Origin of the sequence: Variovorax sp. 679, from assembly GCF_003952185.1 — a bacterium.
Taxonomy (GTDB): Bacteria; Pseudomonadota; Gammaproteobacteria; order Burkholderiales; family Burkholderiaceae_C; genus Variovorax.
The window spans coordinates 710556-725853 of sequence record NZ_RXFS01000002.1 but is presented as its reverse complement, the minus strand read 5'-3'; the positions used below and the strand labels follow the sequence as shown (position 1 = coordinate 725853).

The window sequence follows — 15298 nt, the reverse complement described above, 5'->3', positions numbered from 1 at the left end:
TCCGTTGGTCAGTGTTGCCGTCAGTCCGACGCCGTCCGCGCCTTGCTCCAGCTGTTCGATGCCCGTGCCGAGTTCGACGCGGACGCCATGCGATGCATGAAGCCGCAGCAGGTAGCCGGAGATTTCCGACGGCACGGTGCGTTCGCACAGCCGCTCCATGGCTTCGACAACCGTGACGTCGAGCCCTTTCCCGCGAGCTGTCGCCGCTACCTCAAGCCCGATCCATCCTCCGCCGATGACCAGCAGCCGCTTGCCGGGAACGAGCGCCGCGCCGAGTGCGGCGGCATCGTCGATGCTGCGCAGCGTGAACACGCCGGGCAGGTTCGCGCCGGGAATGCCCAGCTGTCGCGCCCGGCCTCCGGTGCACAGGATCAGCTTGTCGTATCGAACGGGCTCGCCGTCGCTCAGGTGCAGTTGCTTCGCAGCCCTATCGATGCGCGCGGCGTTCACGCCGGGTCGCCAGTCCACGTTCAGCGCATCGAAGGCTTCGGGTTTGAGCAGTCGGGTCGTTTCCGGCGGCGCTTCTCCGGCGAGCACCGATTTCGAAAGAGGAGGGCGCTCGTATGGGCGATGGCTTTCGTTGCCGATCAGCACGATCCTGCCGCCGAAGCCTTCGCTGCGCAGTGTCTGCGCAGCCCATCCACCGGCTTGTCCGCCGCCGACGATCGCGATCGTGCTGTCCTGTGTGCTCATGGGCTGCTCGCGACGGATCAGCCCAGCGAGAGAAACACCCGCCCGCCCTCGATCTTCACGGGGTAGGAACGGATCGCCTCGGTCACCGGAGCGCAGGTGGGGGCGCCGTTGCGCACGTCGAACGTGCCCTGGTGCAGCGGACACTCGATCTCGTGCCCTTCGAGAAAGCCCTCGCACAGGCGGGCATGCCCATGCGTGCAGATGTTGTCGGTCGCGTAGATGCTGCCGTCCACGTTGTAGAGAGCCAGGTCGCGGCCTTCGACGATCAGTCCGATGACGTCGCCAGCGGGCACATCATCGAAATGTGCGGCATCCGTCCAGCCGTTGTTGGATCCATCGCTCATGGTTTTTCTCTTCGCTTCACAGGGGGTAGATGACGGAGTTCGGGATCATTTCGCTGTCGTAGATGACCTGGCGCGAGGCGAACTTCAGGCCTTGTCCGGTGCGCACGACGACGTCGATGTAGCGGCCCACGCTGAACACCGTCGAAAGCTCCGAGAGCTTCGTGCGGAACACGGCGTAGTTGGCCTCCGACTCGATGCGCCCCGGCTCGGCCTTCAGCACCACCGGCGCGCCCACCACGTGGCGCTGGTAGTACGGGTCGTGGAAAAGGGTCTCGCGGATGCCGTAGACGCGGTCCTTCAGCATGCCCTTGCTCTCGAACGAAAGCGTGGCGAGCGGAAAGCCGCGCTCGTGGTTCTCGCGCGGCTGCAGGCGGTAGCTGCAGTCCTCGGTGAAGAACTCGGGCCAGAGCTCCCACTGGCTGGAGCTCACCGCATGGGCATAGCTGGCGTAGAGCTGCGAAAGCTCGAAGTAGTCCTGGAAGTCCATTTCAAGCCTCCATCACCTTGCGCCAGTACTCGTACATGCCGCGGATCAGCGTCTCCGTGACCATGTGGTCGGTGTCCCCGACCCCGCGTCCGCCGAGTTCGGCGAGCGTGCGATGGAAGGGCTTCTGCTCGAAGCCCTTCTGCGACAGCTCGATCACCTCGCCGTCGTCGGCCGAGACGAAGCCCGCCGGGCCGAAGAGATTGGCCTGCCGCAGCCTGCGCTGGGTCATTTCCCCGGTGTCGTCTTCGAAGCCGAAGTGCGTCCACACGAAATCGAAGGCGCCGGGGCCGCTGGGCTGGATGTGGCGCGTCGAGACGCTGTTGACCTGCTGCTGCAGGATCACGCTCGGGAAGAGCGTCATCATCACCGCCGTCGGGCCGCCCCACCAGGGCTCGGGCACGATGTCGAGGAAGCGTGGATCGTTGAGCTGCATGCTTTCCTTGAAGCTCGACACCTGCGTCACCTGGTCGGCCTTGCCACTCGCGCCGCGCGTGGAGATCATGGCCGCGTGCCGGTGGTGCCGGTCCATCTTCAGCTCGGACTTGTTGTCCGCGCGCCAGAGGCCGAAGGTCACGAACCAGGTGTGCAGCAGGCCCGGGTGGTACGGGTCCTTGATGTTCTCCTGCATGAGCTTCCAGTTGCCCGGAATGCGCTGGCGGTTGTAGCCGAGGATGGTGAGCTTGCGGCCGTTGAAGAGGCGGTCGAAGTAGCCGAGGATCTCTGGCCCCATGAAGTCCTCGAGCGATTCGACCTCGGGGTCGAAGGAAGCGAAGACGACACCGCCGCGCGTCGCGACCTTGAGCTTGTTCAGGCCGTGCTCGGCGGTCTTGAAGTCGGCGGGCATCCCGCCGTTGACCTTGCCGTCCTGCTTCACGCCGCGGCGGAAGGGCACGCCCTGCAGGTCGCCCGTGAGCGTGTAGTTCCACTGGTGATAGGGGCAGGTGAATCCACCTTCCTTGCGGTTGCCATGCCGCTCGCGGCAGAACTGCATGCCGCGATGGGCGCAGACGTTCTCGACGACGCTGATGGAGTCTTCCGCGTCGCGCACCATGATCACCGAGCGCTCGCCCACCACGGTCCGCTTGAAGTCGCCGACGTTCGGGATCTCGGCCTCGAGGCCGACGTAGCTCCAGTGCTTGCGGTAGAAGAAACGCTCCAGCTCCTGGCGGTGCTGGTCGGCCTCGGTGTAGGCCATGAAGGGAATGCGGCTGGTGCCCTGGCTTTCCCAATGGATCTTCCGTGGAAAGACCGCCGATGTGTCGTCCATGTTCCTGTCTCCTGTGCTGTCCTCGAAGGCAGCGTCTCGTGGGTGCATCGATGATCCCCATTCGGGCGTCATCGCTCAATAGAATGTGGGCAATAGTTCATATTGATTTCGAGAATGTGAGACGCCGCGCATGGAGCTCAAGGACATCGATCTCAACCTGCTGGTCGTCTTCCAGCAGTTGCTCGTCGACCGCAGGGTTTCGAAGGTGGCGGCCAGCCTCGGGTTGTCACAGCCGGGCGTGAGCAACGCGCTGGCGCGCCTGCGCAAGCTGACCGACGATCCGCTCTTCCTGCGCACGCCCAACGGCATGGAGCCCACGCCCTACGCGCAGCAGCTCGCCGAGCCCACGGCGCGGGCGCTGCAGGTCATTCATGCGGCGATCAACCAGAAGGCCTCGTTCGATCCGGCCACCTCGAAGCGCGCCTTCACCGTCGGCATGACGGACATCGGCGAGATCTATTTCCTGCCCAGGCTGATGAAGGAGATCGCCAGGGTCGCGCCCAACGTTTCGCTGAGCACGGTGCGCAACACGGCCGTGAATCTGCAGGACGAGATGGAGGCCGGCCACGTCAACCTCGCCATCGGCCTGCTGCCGCAGCTGAAGACCGGGTACTTCCAGCGCAGGCTCTTCAAGCAGAACTACGTGTGCGTGTTCAGGCGCGGCCATCCGCTCGACAGGAAGAAGGGGAAAGTCTCGCTCGACGAGTTCTCCGCCGCCGAGCATGTGGTGGTGATCTCCGCGGGAACGGGCCACGGCAACGCGGACGAGTTCCTCGACCGCAAGAAGGTCGTGCGCAAGGTGGTGCTGACCGTGCCGCACTACGTCGCGGTCGGCCACATCCTGCACGACTCGGACCTGATCGCGACAGTGCCCGAGAAACTCGCGCAGGCATTGGCGGGGCCGTTCGATCTTTCCTACGTTCGCCATCCGGCGAAGCTGCCCGAGATCGCGATCAACCTGTTCTGGCACGGCCGCTTCCAAAAGGATCCGGCGATCAGCTGGCTACGCTCGCTGATCGTCGGCCTCCACGGCGAAGGCACTCAAGGCAGCCTTCGCTGACTACTGGCGGGTAATCAGCGGCGACGAAGGCGCCACCGGCGGCGGGCGCTGCGGATAGACCGAGGTGCCGAAGGTGTTGCCCATGCGGTGGCCGGTCGCCGCGCGGTTGAACAGGCCGAGTTCGTTGGAGGGCCGCTGCACGATCGCCTCCGATGCAAGACCCGGCTGTGCTGCATCGGGCGCGCGCGCCGATGCCGGTGGGCGCATCTTCTCCGTCAGGCAGTCGTAGGAGGGCGTGCGTTCGCCGTTGACGGTCACTTCCACGCAAGGCTGGGCTTGCGCCCATGCACCTGCGCAGCACCCGAGCATGAGCACGGCGGCGATGCCACGAATACGAAAAACCATGCGCATCTCCTGCCTCCAGTTCCATGGCCCGCGCCGAAGCGCGCGCGCCGCCGACGCGGCGGGCCACGAAGTCTAGACACCGCGCAAGTCGGTGGGAAGACCCGTTCTCGGGAACACGACTTCTCCCGTTCGGAGGTCCTTCTTCTTAAGCGTGAAAAAGCGGCCGGATCGTTCCGAGTGCCAATTTCTTGATGAAGTTTTCGTGACAAACGACAGTCGCCGCGCATGCCGTGCGTCTAGGAAGAGTACGCCGCAGCGACACGAAGGCTCTCCGTTCTTGAGCGCTCTGTCTTGTGCGCTTCACCCATGAGAACAGAGCTGCAAATGCAAGAAACGAAGAAGAAAGGCCCACAGAGAAGTCGCAGCCGCAGCGCGGTCTGGCTGGCCGTGTTCGCGATGACTGCGCAGGGAGCAGCCATCGCCCAGGCCCCGGCGCCTGCACCGGCGCCCGCTGCTGCGGCTGCAACGCCGGCCGCGCCCGAGCGCAAGGTCGACATCTCCGAATACATCGTGCGCGGCAACACCGTGCTCGATGCGCGCGCCATCGAGAAAGCCGTCACGCCCTTCCTCGGCCCCGAGCGCACGCTGAAGGACGTGGAGGGCGCGCGCGACGCATTGCTCGCGGCCTACCAGGCGGCGGGCTACCAGTCGGTGTATGTCGACCTGCCGGAGCAGCAGGTCACGCAGGGCGTTGTGTTCCTGCAGGTCAACGAGACGCGCGCGGGCCGCGTGCGCGTCGTCGGCGCCGAATACAACTCGCCGCTCGAGGTGCGCGACCAGGTGCCGGCGCTGAAGGAGGGCGGCGTGCCCAACTTCAACCAGGCGCAGTCCGAACTCGCGGCGCTCAACCGTGGGCCGAAGCGGCAGGTGATGCCGCTGGTGCGGCAGGGCTCCATGCCCGGCACCATGGACGTCGACCTCAAGGTCGAGGACTCGAGCCCGTGGCGCGCCAGCGCCAGCCTCAACAACGACTACAGCGCCGACACGCGCAAGCTGCGCGCCAGCGTCTCGCTGGGCCACGACAACCTCTGGCAGCTGGGCCACAGCGCCTCCATCAGCTTCTTCGGCGCGCCGCAGGACCTGAGCCAGACGAAGGTGATCTCGGCCTCGTACACCGCGCCCATCCGCGGCACCAACTGGAGCCTCGAGGCCAATGCCTTCTCGTCCGACAGCAACGTGGCCACCGTGGGCGGCACCGACGTGCTCGGCAAGGGCCACTCCTTCGGAGTGAAGGCGACCTACACCGTGCCCAACGCCGGCGACTGGTGGCATGCCTTCAGCGTCGGCATCGACTTCAAGAACAACAAGGAAGCGCTCACGCTGAAGGGCAGCGGCGACACGGTGCCACTGAAGTACGCGCCGATCACGCTGTCCTACTCGGGCTTCAGGCAGTCGGAAAAAAGCCAGTACGGCGTCGGCATCTCGCTGGTGGTGGGAACCAGCAGTTCGTTCAAGTACGGCAGCGACTGGGCCGCCTTCGACTACAAGCGCTACAAGTCGTCGCCCAGCTTCATGGTGCTGAAGACCGACCTCAACGGCACGCACACCTTCGATGGGGGCTCGCAGCTCGCCTTCCGCTTCAACGGACAGATGACCGATTCGCCGCTGGTGTCCAGCGAGCAGATCGCCGGCGGCGGCATGAACTCGGTGCGCGGCTATCTCTCGGCCGAGGCCACCGGCGACTACGGCGTGGTGGGCTCTGTCGAGCTGCGCAGCAAGCCGCTGACATTCCTGGGCAACACGGTCGAGAACTGGCGCGTGTACGCCTTCGCCGATGCGGCCCGTCTGCGCCTGAAGAGCCCGCTGCCCGAGCAGCAGGACCGCTTCTCTCTGTACTCGGTCGGCGTGGGCACCACCTTCAAGGTCGGCCAGTACTTCGCGGGCCGCGTCGACATCGGCTACCCGCTGACCGACGGCCCGCGCACGAAGAAGCACGACCCGCGCGTGAACTTCAGCCTCACCGCGAACTACTGAGCCGCGCGGCCCCATCACTTCTTCTTTTTTTCATACGAGCTTTCCGGAGAACCCTGTCATGCGACGCATCCTCTTCATCGTGCTCACGCTGGCGAGCACACTCTTGCCCGGCCTGGCCCATGCCTGGTGGCAGGCCGAGTGGTCCTATCGCAAGCCCATCACCATCGACGCCGGGCCGCAAGCCGGCGCCATCGGCAGCGACGCCGGCCGCGTGCCGGTGCTGGTGCGCCTGCATACAGGCAACTTCAAGTTCGAGGGCGTGAGCGAGACCGGCGCCGACCTGCGCTTCGTCGCGGCCGACGACAAGACGGTGCTCAACCACCAGATCGAGCAGTTCGATCCGCTGCTGGGCATGGCGCTGATCTGGGTCGACGTGCCCAACGTCTCGGCCGGCACGCCGCAGAAGCTGTGGATGTACTACGGCAACCCCAAGGCGCCGGCCTCGGGCAACGGCCAGCGCACCTTCGATCCCGACTACACGCTGGTCTACCACTTCGCCGAAGGCGCGGTGCCGCCGCGCGACACCACCGCCTACGGCAACAACGGCCAGACCGCCGCGGTGCCGGTCGAGGGCACGGTCATCGGCAAGGGCGCGCAGCTCGGAGCCGCCGCGCTGATGCTGCCGGCCACGCCGTCGCTCGCGGTGCAGGCCGGCGGTGCGCTCACTTTCTCCGCATGGATCAGGCCCGACAAGCTCGGCGCGCAGCAGGTGGTCTATGCACGCCGCGACGGTGCCGGCGAGCTGGTGGTCGGCATCGACCAGGGCGTGCCCTTCGTGCAGGTCAACGGCCAGCGCAGCGCGCCGGGCCAGCCGGTGCAGGCTGGGCAGTGGTCGCATATCGCGGTGAAGGCCGAGGGCGAGAACGTGGCGCTCTTCGTCGGCGGCCGTCGCGCCGCGTCGGTGGCGGCGAAGCTGCCGGCGCTGAATTCGGCTGCGGCACTCGGTGCGGACGTGCCGGCCGTCGCGTCGGGAACTCCCACGGCGCAGGCCGCGGCCTTCGCACCGTTCAGCGGCGCCATCGACGAAGTGCGTCTGTCGAAGGTGGCGCGCGGCGACGCGCTGCTGCTGGCCGACGCGGTCTCGCAGGGCGCCGAGTCGCGCCTCACGGCGTTCGGCGCCGACGAGCAGCAGGCCGGCAAGAGCCACTTCGGCTTCATCCTCGCGGCGATGCCGCTGGACGCCTGGGTGGTCGTGGGCGTGCTGGGGCTGATGATGGTGCTGTCGTGGGCCATCATGATCGGCAAGGGCCGCAGCTACGGTGCCACCGAGCGCGCCAACGACATCTTCATCGAGCATTTCCGCGAGGCCGCGGGCGCGCCGCTCGATCGCCTGGCGGTGAACAACACCGTGCCGCAGGAGGTGCGCGCCGATTCCTCGCTGTGGCGCCTGTACGAGGTGGCCATCGACGAGATGCGCCGCCGCCACGACCGCGGCTACGACCTGAGCGCGGTCTCCAGCGCCACCATCGGCGCCATCCGCGCCGCCATGGACGGCGTGATGGTGCGCGAGACCGAGCGCATGTCCAAGCGCATGAACTGGCTGTCGACCACCATCGAGGGCGCGCCCTACGTGGGCCTGTTCGGCACGGTGATCGGCATCATGCTGGTGTTCGTCGTGGCGGCCATGGCCGGGGCGGTGGACATCAACTCGGTGGCACCGGGCATGGCGGCCGCGCTGCTGTGTACCGCCGCGGGCCTGGGTGTCGCGATTCCCGCGCTGTTCGGCTACAACTGGCTCGCCTCGCGCTCGGACGCCATCGGCGCCGACATGGCGGTGTTCGTGGACGAGTTCGTCACACGCCTGGCGGAAGAGCAGGGCGAAGGCCGCTCCGTCGCGCAGGTCGTGGCCCGGCGCGCCTGAGGGAGCCGAGACGCCATGGCAAACCCCGCAGCCAGGTTCGGCGCGCGCAAGCGCACGGGCGGCATCAACATCACGCCCTTCGTGGACGTGCTGCTGGTGGTGCTGGTGATCTTCATCCTCACCAGCAACGCCAGCATTCCCGGCATCAAGGTCGACCTGCCCAAGGCCAGCGCCTCGGTGGCGCTGGAAAAGCCCAAGACCAAGGCCATCACCATCGACAACGCGGGCAACGTGTTCCTCGATGCCTACCCGGTCACCCTGCCGGAGCTCGAAGAGCGCCTGCGCACCGAGAAGGCGCTTTCGCCCGACTTCCCCGTGATCGTGCGCGGCGACGCCAGCGTGCAGTACGCGAAGGTGGTCGACGTGCTCGACCTGCTGCGCCGCATCGAGCTGAACCAGATCGGCCTCGTGACCGGCAAGCAGAAGTGAGGACAGCAGCGTGAACCCTCGCAACCCGACTTCAGCCGCCGGCGCGCGTCGCGCGGGCGGGCAGGCTGGGCTGTGGCGCCGCTGGGGCGGCTGGGTCATCGGCCTGGCGCTCGCCGCCGCGCTGGTGGCGCTGGTGTGGCACCTGCTGGCCGACACCGCCAGCACCAAGCGCGTGGTGGCCGATGCGCCGATGCTGATGCTGCCCCCACCGCCGCCGCCGCCACCTCCGCCCGAGCCCGAGAAGCTGCCGGAGCCCGAGCCGGAAAAGATCAAGCCGATGACCGAACCCGAGCCCAAGCCCATCGAGCCGCTGGAGCCTCCGAAGGACGACACGCCGCCCAGCCCCTCGAAGGACCTCGGCGACCCCGTGACCATGGACAGCGCCGCGCAGGCCGGCGGCGACGCCTTCGGCATCCAGGCCGGCAGCGGCGGCGGCATGAGCGGCACCGGCGGGGGCGGCGGCCTCGGCAGCGGCTCGTATGCGCGCTACGTGTCCAGCGTGCTGCAGCAGGCGCTGTCGCGCGATCCGCGCACGCGCCAGCTGGTGTTCGATGACATCCAGATCGACCTGTGGCTGGGCGCCGACGGCAAGACCGCGCGGGCGCAGCTGGTGCGCGGCACCGGCACGCCCGACATCGACGAAGCGGTGCTCGCGCTGATCCGCGGCCTCGACCGCGTCGACGAGAAACCGCCCGCGTCGCTGCGCTTCCCGATGCGTGTGTCCATGAGAGGGCGGCGGCCATGAGCGCCGGCGCCCAGAGCGTTGTTCCATTCAATCCTGCGAACCAAGCGATGAACCAATTCCGACAACACCTCCCGATCCTGCGCCGGTGCGCGCTCGCGGCGGCCGTGGCCTCCGCGTTCGCCCTGTCCGCCGGCCACGCCTCGGCACAGGCAGCCGCCGCGCCATCCGAGACCGCCATGGTCAAGCTGATCCGCGGCCTCATCCAGAGCGGCACGCTCGCCAAGGACGTGGGCGAGGCCCTGCTCGCGCAGGCCCAGACCGAGGCCCTGGCCGCGCAGCAGGCGCAGCAGCGCCTGGCGGCGGCCAGCACCGCCGCATCGGCCAGCGTGGCCGGCGGCGTGCGCCTGGAGCCCGGCGACGTGCGTGTGCCCTACATCTCGCAGACCGTGCGCGACCAGATCCGCGACGAGGTCAAGGCCCAGGTCATGGCGCAGGCCAAGGACGAAGGCTGGGCCGCGCCCAACGAGACGCCCGAGTGGAGCAAGCGCATCCGCGTGGAAGGCGACGTGCGCGTGCGCAACGAGTCGCGCAGCTACGCGGGCAACAACAGCAACATCGAGACCAACTGGAGCGAGTTCAACAAGGGCGCGGGCTACGACGTCAACCCGAACACCAACCTCGCGCTGCCGTCGCTGCTGAACACGCGGCAGGACCGCCGCAACCTGTTCCGCGCCCGCGCGCGGCTGGGCGTGTATGCGGACCTCACCGAGAACACCAAGGCCGGCGTGCGCCTGGCCTCGGGCAGCGACGAGAGCCCGGTCTCGACCACCCAGACACTGGGCGGCGGCCTGAGCAAGAAGAGCGTGTGGCTCGACCAGATGTGGATCTCGCACAAGCCGGTCGACTGGCTCACGGTCACCGCGGGCCGCTTCGGCAACCCGTTCATGTCAACCGACCTGCTGTATTCGAACGACCTGAACTTCGACGGCATCGCCGCGCAGTTCGAGAAGAAGCTGGCCTCGAACAAGGACCTCACGCTGTTCGGCACGCTGGGCCTGATTCCGCTGGAGTATTCCTCCGACAACTCGCCCGGCCGCAGCCAGAACAAGATGAAGAGCGAGAACAAGTGGCTGCTCGGCGCGCAGGCCGGCGCCGAATGGAAGATCGACGAGGACAACCGCCTGCGCGGCGCGCTCGCCTACTACAACTTCCGCAACGTCACGGGCCAGATCTCGCAGCCCTGCGCGCTGTACGCGGGCCAGGACGGCTGCAGCACCGACTGGTCGCGCCCGGCCTTCATGCAGAAGGGCAACACGCTCATGCTGCTGCGCGACATCAAGCTCGACCCGCTCAACCCGGCCGGCACGCCGCAGCCGCAGTACGTGGGCCTGGCCTCGAAGTTCCGCCTGATCGACCTGAACCTGCGCTGGGACACCAAGGTGGCGGGCAACAACCTGCGCCTGGACGCCAACTTCGTGCGCAACACCGCCTACAGCGCCAGCGACATCTGGAACCGCGCCGGCGTGCGCAGCATGATCGTCAACAACTTCGGCGCCACCGGCGGCACCGGCCAGGCCGACTTCAAGAGCGGCGGCAACGCCTACATGCTGCAGGCCACCTACGGCAAGCCGGCGCCGGCCAACCGCGGCGACTGGAACGTGCTCGCCGGCTACAAGCGCATCGAGCCCGACGCGATGCCCGACGGCTACAACGACCCGACCTTCCACGGCGGCGGCACCAACGCACGCGGCTACTTCCTGGGCGGCTCCTACGCGATCGACAAGAACATGTGGTTCACCGGCCGCTGGATCTCGACCAAGGAGGTCTACGGACCGCCGCAGTCGATCGACACGCTGCAGCTCGAATTCAATGCGCGTTTCTGAGAAGCAAGAAGAGAAGGAGCCTGCCGTGTCCAGAACCATCTTTTCGGCGATCTTCCCGGCGCTTCTGCTGGCCTCGCTGGCTGCCACGGCTCATGCGCAGCAGCCGCCGGGCGGCCAGAGCATGGAGGAGCGGCTTCGCGCGCAACTGCGCGCGACGACCACCCAGCTGCAGCAAGCGCAGAACGAGCTGGCCGCGCTGAAGGCGGGGCAGCAGCAGTCGCCCGCGGCAGCCGCACCCGCCAGGCCTGAACCGGTACTCGATGCGCTGAAGAAGGAGCTCTCGCAGACCCAGTCGCAGCTCGCCGCCGAGCGGCAGGCGCGCGAGGCCGCCAGCGCCGGCAGCCAGCAACTGCGCCAGCAGGCGCAGGCGATGTCCGAGAAGGCCACGGCGCAGGTCGCGCAGTACCGCGGCGCCTACGACGAGCTGCTGAAGACGGCGCGCGCGTCGGAGGCTGAGCGGCAGCGCCTGTCGGCCGAGGCTTCGACGCATCGCACTGCGATCACGCAGTGCGAGGCCAAGAACTCGCAGCTCTACGCGGTGGGGCAGGAGATCCTGCGCGCCTACGAGACGATGGACGTGGGCACCGTGCTCGCGTCGCGCCAGCCCTTTGCGGCGCAGAGCCGCGTCAAGTTCGAGCAGATCGCGCAGCAGTACGGCGACAGGCTGTACGAGAGCAAGTTCGACGTGCGTGCCGTGGGCGCACCGGCGCCCGCCGCTGCCGCCAGCGCACCTGCGGAGGGAGGCAGCAAGCAATGAAGAAGCGAATCAAGTCGTCGTCCGCCGCCGCCGCACTCGTGATGCTGGCCTCCTCTGTCGGTGCTGTCGGCATAGCCGGCGCGCAGACAGCCGCACCCGCGGTGGTGGCCCGCCTCGGCGAGATCACGGTGGGGCAGGACGAAGTCGAGAAGCTGCTGCAGGCCTTGCCCGAGGGAGAGCGCGCCGCCGTGAGGGCCGACCGCGCGCAGCTCGACAGCTGGCTGCGCGACCGTCTTCTGGGCGAGGCGGTGCTGCGCGACGCCCGCGCCAGCGGCTGGGCCGATAGGCCGGAGGTCAAGGCGAGGATCGACGCCGCCGCGCGAGAGATCACCGCGCGCATCGTGAGCGCCAGCTACCTCGAGTCGGTGAGCCAGGTGCCTGCGGACTTCCCGTCCGATGCGCAGGTGCAGGCGGCCTACGAAGAGGGCAAGGCCAACTTCAACCTGCCGGCCGCGTACCGCGTGGCGCAGATCTTCCTGGCGACACCCGCGCGCGACGCGGCTGCCATCGGCAAGGTGCGCGAAGAAGCGGGCAGGCTCGCCCGACAGGCCCGCGGCGGCGACTTCGCGGCCATTGCGCGCGCCAGCTCGCAAGACAAGCGCAGCGCGGAGCGCGGCGGCGAGGTCGACACGCTGCCGCTGGAGCGCATCCTGCCCGAGCTGCGCGACACCGTCGCCAGGCTCAAGCCGGGGCAGGTCAGCGATCCGGTGCAGGCCGCAGCCGGCTTCCACGTCGTGAAGGTGCTCGACGTGCAGCCCGCGCGCAGCGCCACCCTCGAAGAGATGAAGCCCAGGCTGCGCACCGCGTTGCGCCAGCAGCGACAGCAGCAGCTCCTGCAGGCGTATCTCGCGCGCGTCGCGCCGGCCACGACGCTGAGCATCGACGGCGCCGCGCTCGACGCGGCACTGAAGAAGACCAACTGAACACCGGACACCGGTAGAGCACATCCATCCACGACAACAAGCAGGGGTCATTCATGAACGACACAGCGAACAACAGCAATAACAACAACAACAACGAATCCGCCGGCAACGCGGCGGCAATGCAGGCCGATCTGCTGGACGCCGTCACGCCCGAGCAGGTGTCGGACGCCATCAAGGCGGCCGGCGGCGCCGTCACCGCCATCGAGCAGGACGGCGTTGTGCGCCTGCACAGCGCGAGCCACGGCATCGGCTTCCAGGTGCTGTGGGGCAACCCCGTCACCACCACTCAGTACACCGACTTCACCCTGAGCTGTCCGCTGCATGTGCAGGGCGGCACCCTGCCCGATGCCGTGCTGGCTTCGTGGCATCGCGCCAAGCGCTTCGCGCGCGTGGCGCAGCACGGCGACTTCGTCGTGCTGGAGATGGACGTGGTGGTCGCGGGCGGCGTGAGCCCCGCGTACCTCGTCTTCGCGGTGCGCTTGTGGATGCAGATGATGGGCGAGTTCTTCCTGCACCTGCGCAACTACGGCCCGGCCGGCGCGGCGCGCGGCGACGCCGCGAACGCGGTTGCGGTCGGCACGCAAGATCCGGCGGCGGCAGCCTGAGCATGCGCGGCACGCAGCAGCGGAGCAGCGCGATGCCGGCAAGCAACACGCGGATGCCGTCGTCCGACCTGCACGACTCGCCGACGGCCCGCGCCATCCGCGCGACGGCCCGCCAGGCGCAGCGCACGCACCGCGCCGAGACCGTGCGCGTGCGCCAGCGCGCGGCCCTGATCACGCTGCTCGCCAGGACCATGGCCGAGCTGCACATCTCGATGGCCGAACTCAACGCCGCGCGCCGTGCGCTGGCGCGCTGGAAATCGCCGCAGGAGCCCGATGGCTCCTGAGCGCGCGGCGAACTCCCGAGGATTTTCAATCGGACTGACACGCGCCGCTGCCACGATGAACAGCTCGATTGCACTTGATGTTCTTTGTTCTGGGAGTGGAAGATGGCCGCACGTTCAACCCCTTGTCGCGCAGGTCGTCGCTGCGCGCTGCAACGCGGCTTCACCCTCATCGAACTGATGGTGGTGCTGGTCATCATCGGCGTGCTCGCCGCGCTCATCGTGCCCAGCCTGATGGACCGCCCCGACCAGGCGCGCGCCACCGCGGCCCGGCAGGACGTGGCCGCGATCATGCAGGCGCTGAAGCTCTACCGCCTGGACAACGGCGCCTATCCCAGTTCCACGCAGGGCCTGCGCGCGCTCGTTGAAAAGCCCACCGCCGGAAAAGTGCCCGGCAACTGGCGCACGTACCTGGAGCGGCTGCCGGCCGATCCGTGGGGCAACCCCTACCAGTACCTCAACCCTGGAAGCAACGGCGAGATCGACGTGTTCTCCATGGGCGCCGACGGCGAGCCCGGCGGAGAGAAGGCCAATGCCGACATAGGCTCCTGGTAGCGCCGGGTGACTGGCGTGGTCGTCGTTCCGGTGGGCATCGAGGCAAGGAGCCGCAGCGCGCACGAGCGGGGCATGGCGGTGGTCAGCGCGCTGCTGATCGTCGCCGTGATCGCGCTGCTGGCTGCGAGCCTGCTGGGGCGGCAGTCGGCGTTCATCCGCACCACGCAGGGCGACCAGTCCAGGCTGCAGGCCCGCTGGTTGTTGCGCGGCGAGGTCAGCGAGGCCCAGCGCATCCTGCGCGCCGAGGCTGCGCGCGAGCCGACCACGCGCCTGGACGGCGCGTGGAACCGTCCCTTCTCGCGGCAGGCAGCCGGACAGGTGGCGGGCGACGGCGGCCGGCTGCTCAGCGAAATCGGCGACGAGCAAGGCAAGTTCAACCTGAACAACCTGGTGGACCGCGGGCGGATCGATCCCGCGGAAGCCGAGGTCTTCATGCGCCTGTGCGCGCTGGTCGGCGTTGCACCGGCGCAGGCGAACAGCATCATGCGGCGCGTCGTGGTCAGCCTCGGCGGGCCGGCGGCGACGGAGTCCGAGTCCGGCGAGGTGAAGGAGCGCGTGGCGCGGGTGGCTGCCGGCATGGGGCTGCCGGCCGGGTTGCCGCAGGCCGCGCAGGCGCCGCGGCTGCGGGCGCTGGAAGACCTGCTCGCCGTTCCGGGTGTCGACGCGGGCGTGCTCGCCCGGCTCGCTCCTTTCGTGACCGTGCTGCCCGCGCGCAGCTGGATCAACGCCAACACCGCGAGCGCGGAAGTCGTCGCGGCCGGCGTGCCCGGGCTGACGCTCGAACGCGCCCGGGCCCTGCTGTCGACGCGGGACCGCGGCCAATGGTTCATCAACCGCGGCGATTTCGTGACCCGGCTGCGCATGCCGGAGCTGGACATGAACGAGGTGCGCATCGGCATCACGAGCAACTGGTTCCGGGTCTCGAGCGTGCTCGATACCGCCCGGACCCGGTTCGTGCAGGTGGCCCTGGTGCACGACGACAAGCGGGCGTTGCCGCGCGTGGTGTGGCTGCGGGAGGGCGTGTGAGGGTCGACCTGCTGCGCTTGCGGCTGCCGCCATGGCCGGGTGGCGATGCGACGTCCGTCGCGCTCCGGTGCGGCTATCGGCAGCCCGATGGCCGGTGGCGCGACGGCGGTCTCCTGCCCATGG

Annotated in this window: 17 protein-coding genes; 12 read left to right on the top strand and 5 right to left on the bottom strand. The window is 68.3% G+C overall.

Annotation, left to right across the window (positions count from 1 at the left end):
* The 4 genes from EJO71_RS07325 to EJO71_RS07310 all read right to left on the bottom strand — a co-directional run.
* On the bottom strand, positions 1-693 hold a 693-nt coding region (locus EJO71_RS07325; RefSeq protein ID WP_164546751.1), incomplete at its 3' end, for an FAD-dependent oxidoreductase.
* Positions 694-710: 17 nt separating this feature from the next.
* A complete protein-coding gene (locus EJO71_RS07320; protein WP_125947441.1) occupies positions 711-1037 on the bottom strand; it encodes a non-heme iron oxygenase ferredoxin subunit in 327 nt (108 codons plus the stop codon).
* A 16-nt stretch (positions 1038-1053) separates the two neighbouring features.
* Positions 1054-1524, bottom strand: coding sequence for an aromatic-ring-hydroxylating dioxygenase subunit beta (locus EJO71_RS07315; RefSeq protein ID WP_125947442.1), 471 nt, complete (start codon positions 1522-1524; stop codon positions 1054-1056).
* 1 nt (position 1525) lies between these two features.
* Entirely contained in the window at positions 1526-2791 is a 1266-nt protein-coding gene (locus EJO71_RS07310; protein ID WP_125947443.1) for an aromatic ring-hydroxylating dioxygenase subunit alpha, read from the bottom strand.
* 130 nt (positions 2792-2921) lie between these two features.
* On the opposite strand from EJO71_RS07310, the gene EJO71_RS07305 reads away from it, so the two are divergent.
* Complete coding sequence (locus EJO71_RS07305) at positions 2922-3851, top strand: LysR family transcriptional regulator (protein ID WP_125947444.1); 930 nt, start codon at positions 2922-2924, stop codon at positions 3849-3851.
* Here EJO71_RS07305 and EJO71_RS07300 read toward each other — a convergent pair whose 3' ends face one another.
* The gene (locus tag EJO71_RS07300; RefSeq protein WP_240651281.1) at positions 3852-4196 is read right to left on the bottom strand and encodes a hypothetical protein; all 345 of its coding nucleotides are present in this window, start codon (positions 4194-4196) and stop codon (positions 3852-3854) included.
* Between the two features lie 324 nt (positions 4197-4520).
* Here EJO71_RS07300 and EJO71_RS07295 point away from each other — a divergent pair, with 324 nt between their 5' ends.
* The 11 genes from EJO71_RS07295 (at position 4521) to gspK (ending at position 15175) form a co-directional block, all read left to right on the top strand.
* Positions 4521-6170: a ShlB/FhaC/HecB family hemolysin secretion/activation protein gene (locus EJO71_RS07295; RefSeq protein WP_240651282.1), complete on the top strand. Its 1650-nt coding sequence runs from the start codon at positions 4521-4523 to the stop codon at positions 6168-6170.
* A 58-nt stretch (positions 6171-6228) separates the two neighbouring features.
* Positions 6229-8031, top strand: coding sequence for a MotA/TolQ/ExbB proton channel family protein (locus tag EJO71_RS07290; protein WP_125947446.1), 1803 nt, complete (start codon positions 6229-6231; stop codon positions 8029-8031).
* A 15-nt stretch (positions 8032-8046) separates the two neighbouring features.
* A complete protein-coding gene (locus EJO71_RS07285; RefSeq protein WP_125947447.1) occupies positions 8047-8460 on the top strand; it encodes a biopolymer transporter ExbD in 414 nt (137 codons plus the stop codon).
* A 10-nt stretch (positions 8461-8470) separates the two neighbouring features.
* On the top strand, positions 8471-9205 hold the full coding sequence (locus tag EJO71_RS07280) for a hypothetical protein (protein ID WP_240651283.1): 735 nt from the start codon (positions 8471-8473) through the stop codon (positions 9203-9205).
* A 47-nt stretch (positions 9206-9252) separates the two neighbouring features.
* The gene (locus EJO71_RS07275) at positions 9253-11028 is read left to right on the top strand and encodes a putative porin (RefSeq protein ID WP_125947448.1); all 1776 of its coding nucleotides are present in this window, start codon (positions 9253-9255) and stop codon (positions 11026-11028) included.
* Between the two features lie 25 nt (positions 11029-11053).
* A complete protein-coding gene (locus EJO71_RS07270) occupies positions 11054-11785 on the top strand; it encodes a hypothetical protein (RefSeq protein WP_206168991.1) in 732 nt (243 codons plus the stop codon).
* Positions 11782-12708, top strand: a complete 927-nt coding sequence (locus tag EJO71_RS07265) for a peptidyl-prolyl cis-trans isomerase (protein ID WP_125947449.1) — start codon at positions 11782-11784, stop codon at positions 12706-12708. Before EJO71_RS07270 ends, EJO71_RS07265 begins: the two co-directional genes overlap by 4 nt.
* Before the next feature lie 53 nt (positions 12709-12761).
* Positions 12762-13313, top strand: a complete 552-nt coding sequence (locus EJO71_RS07260; RefSeq protein WP_125947450.1) for a YbjN domain-containing protein — start codon at positions 12762-12764, stop codon at positions 13311-13313.
* A gap of 32 nt (positions 13314-13345) precedes the next feature.
* Positions 13346-13597 (top strand): hypothetical protein, encoded by a 252-nt coding sequence (locus tag EJO71_RS07255; RefSeq protein WP_125947451.1) that lies wholly within the window; start codon positions 13346-13348, stop codon positions 13595-13597.
* A gap of 102 nt (positions 13598-13699) precedes the next feature.
* The gene (gene gspG / locus EJO71_RS07250; protein ID WP_125947452.1) at positions 13700-14149 is read left to right on the top strand and encodes a type II secretion system major pseudopilin GspG; all 450 of its coding nucleotides are present in this window, start codon (positions 13700-13702) and stop codon (positions 14147-14149) included.
* A gap of 6 nt (positions 14150-14155) precedes the next feature.
* A complete protein-coding gene (gene gspK / locus EJO71_RS07245) occupies positions 14156-15175 on the top strand; it encodes a type II secretion system minor pseudopilin GspK (RefSeq protein ID WP_206169082.1) in 1020 nt (339 codons plus the stop codon).
* The last annotated feature ends 123 nt before the right edge of the window (positions 15176-15298 follow it).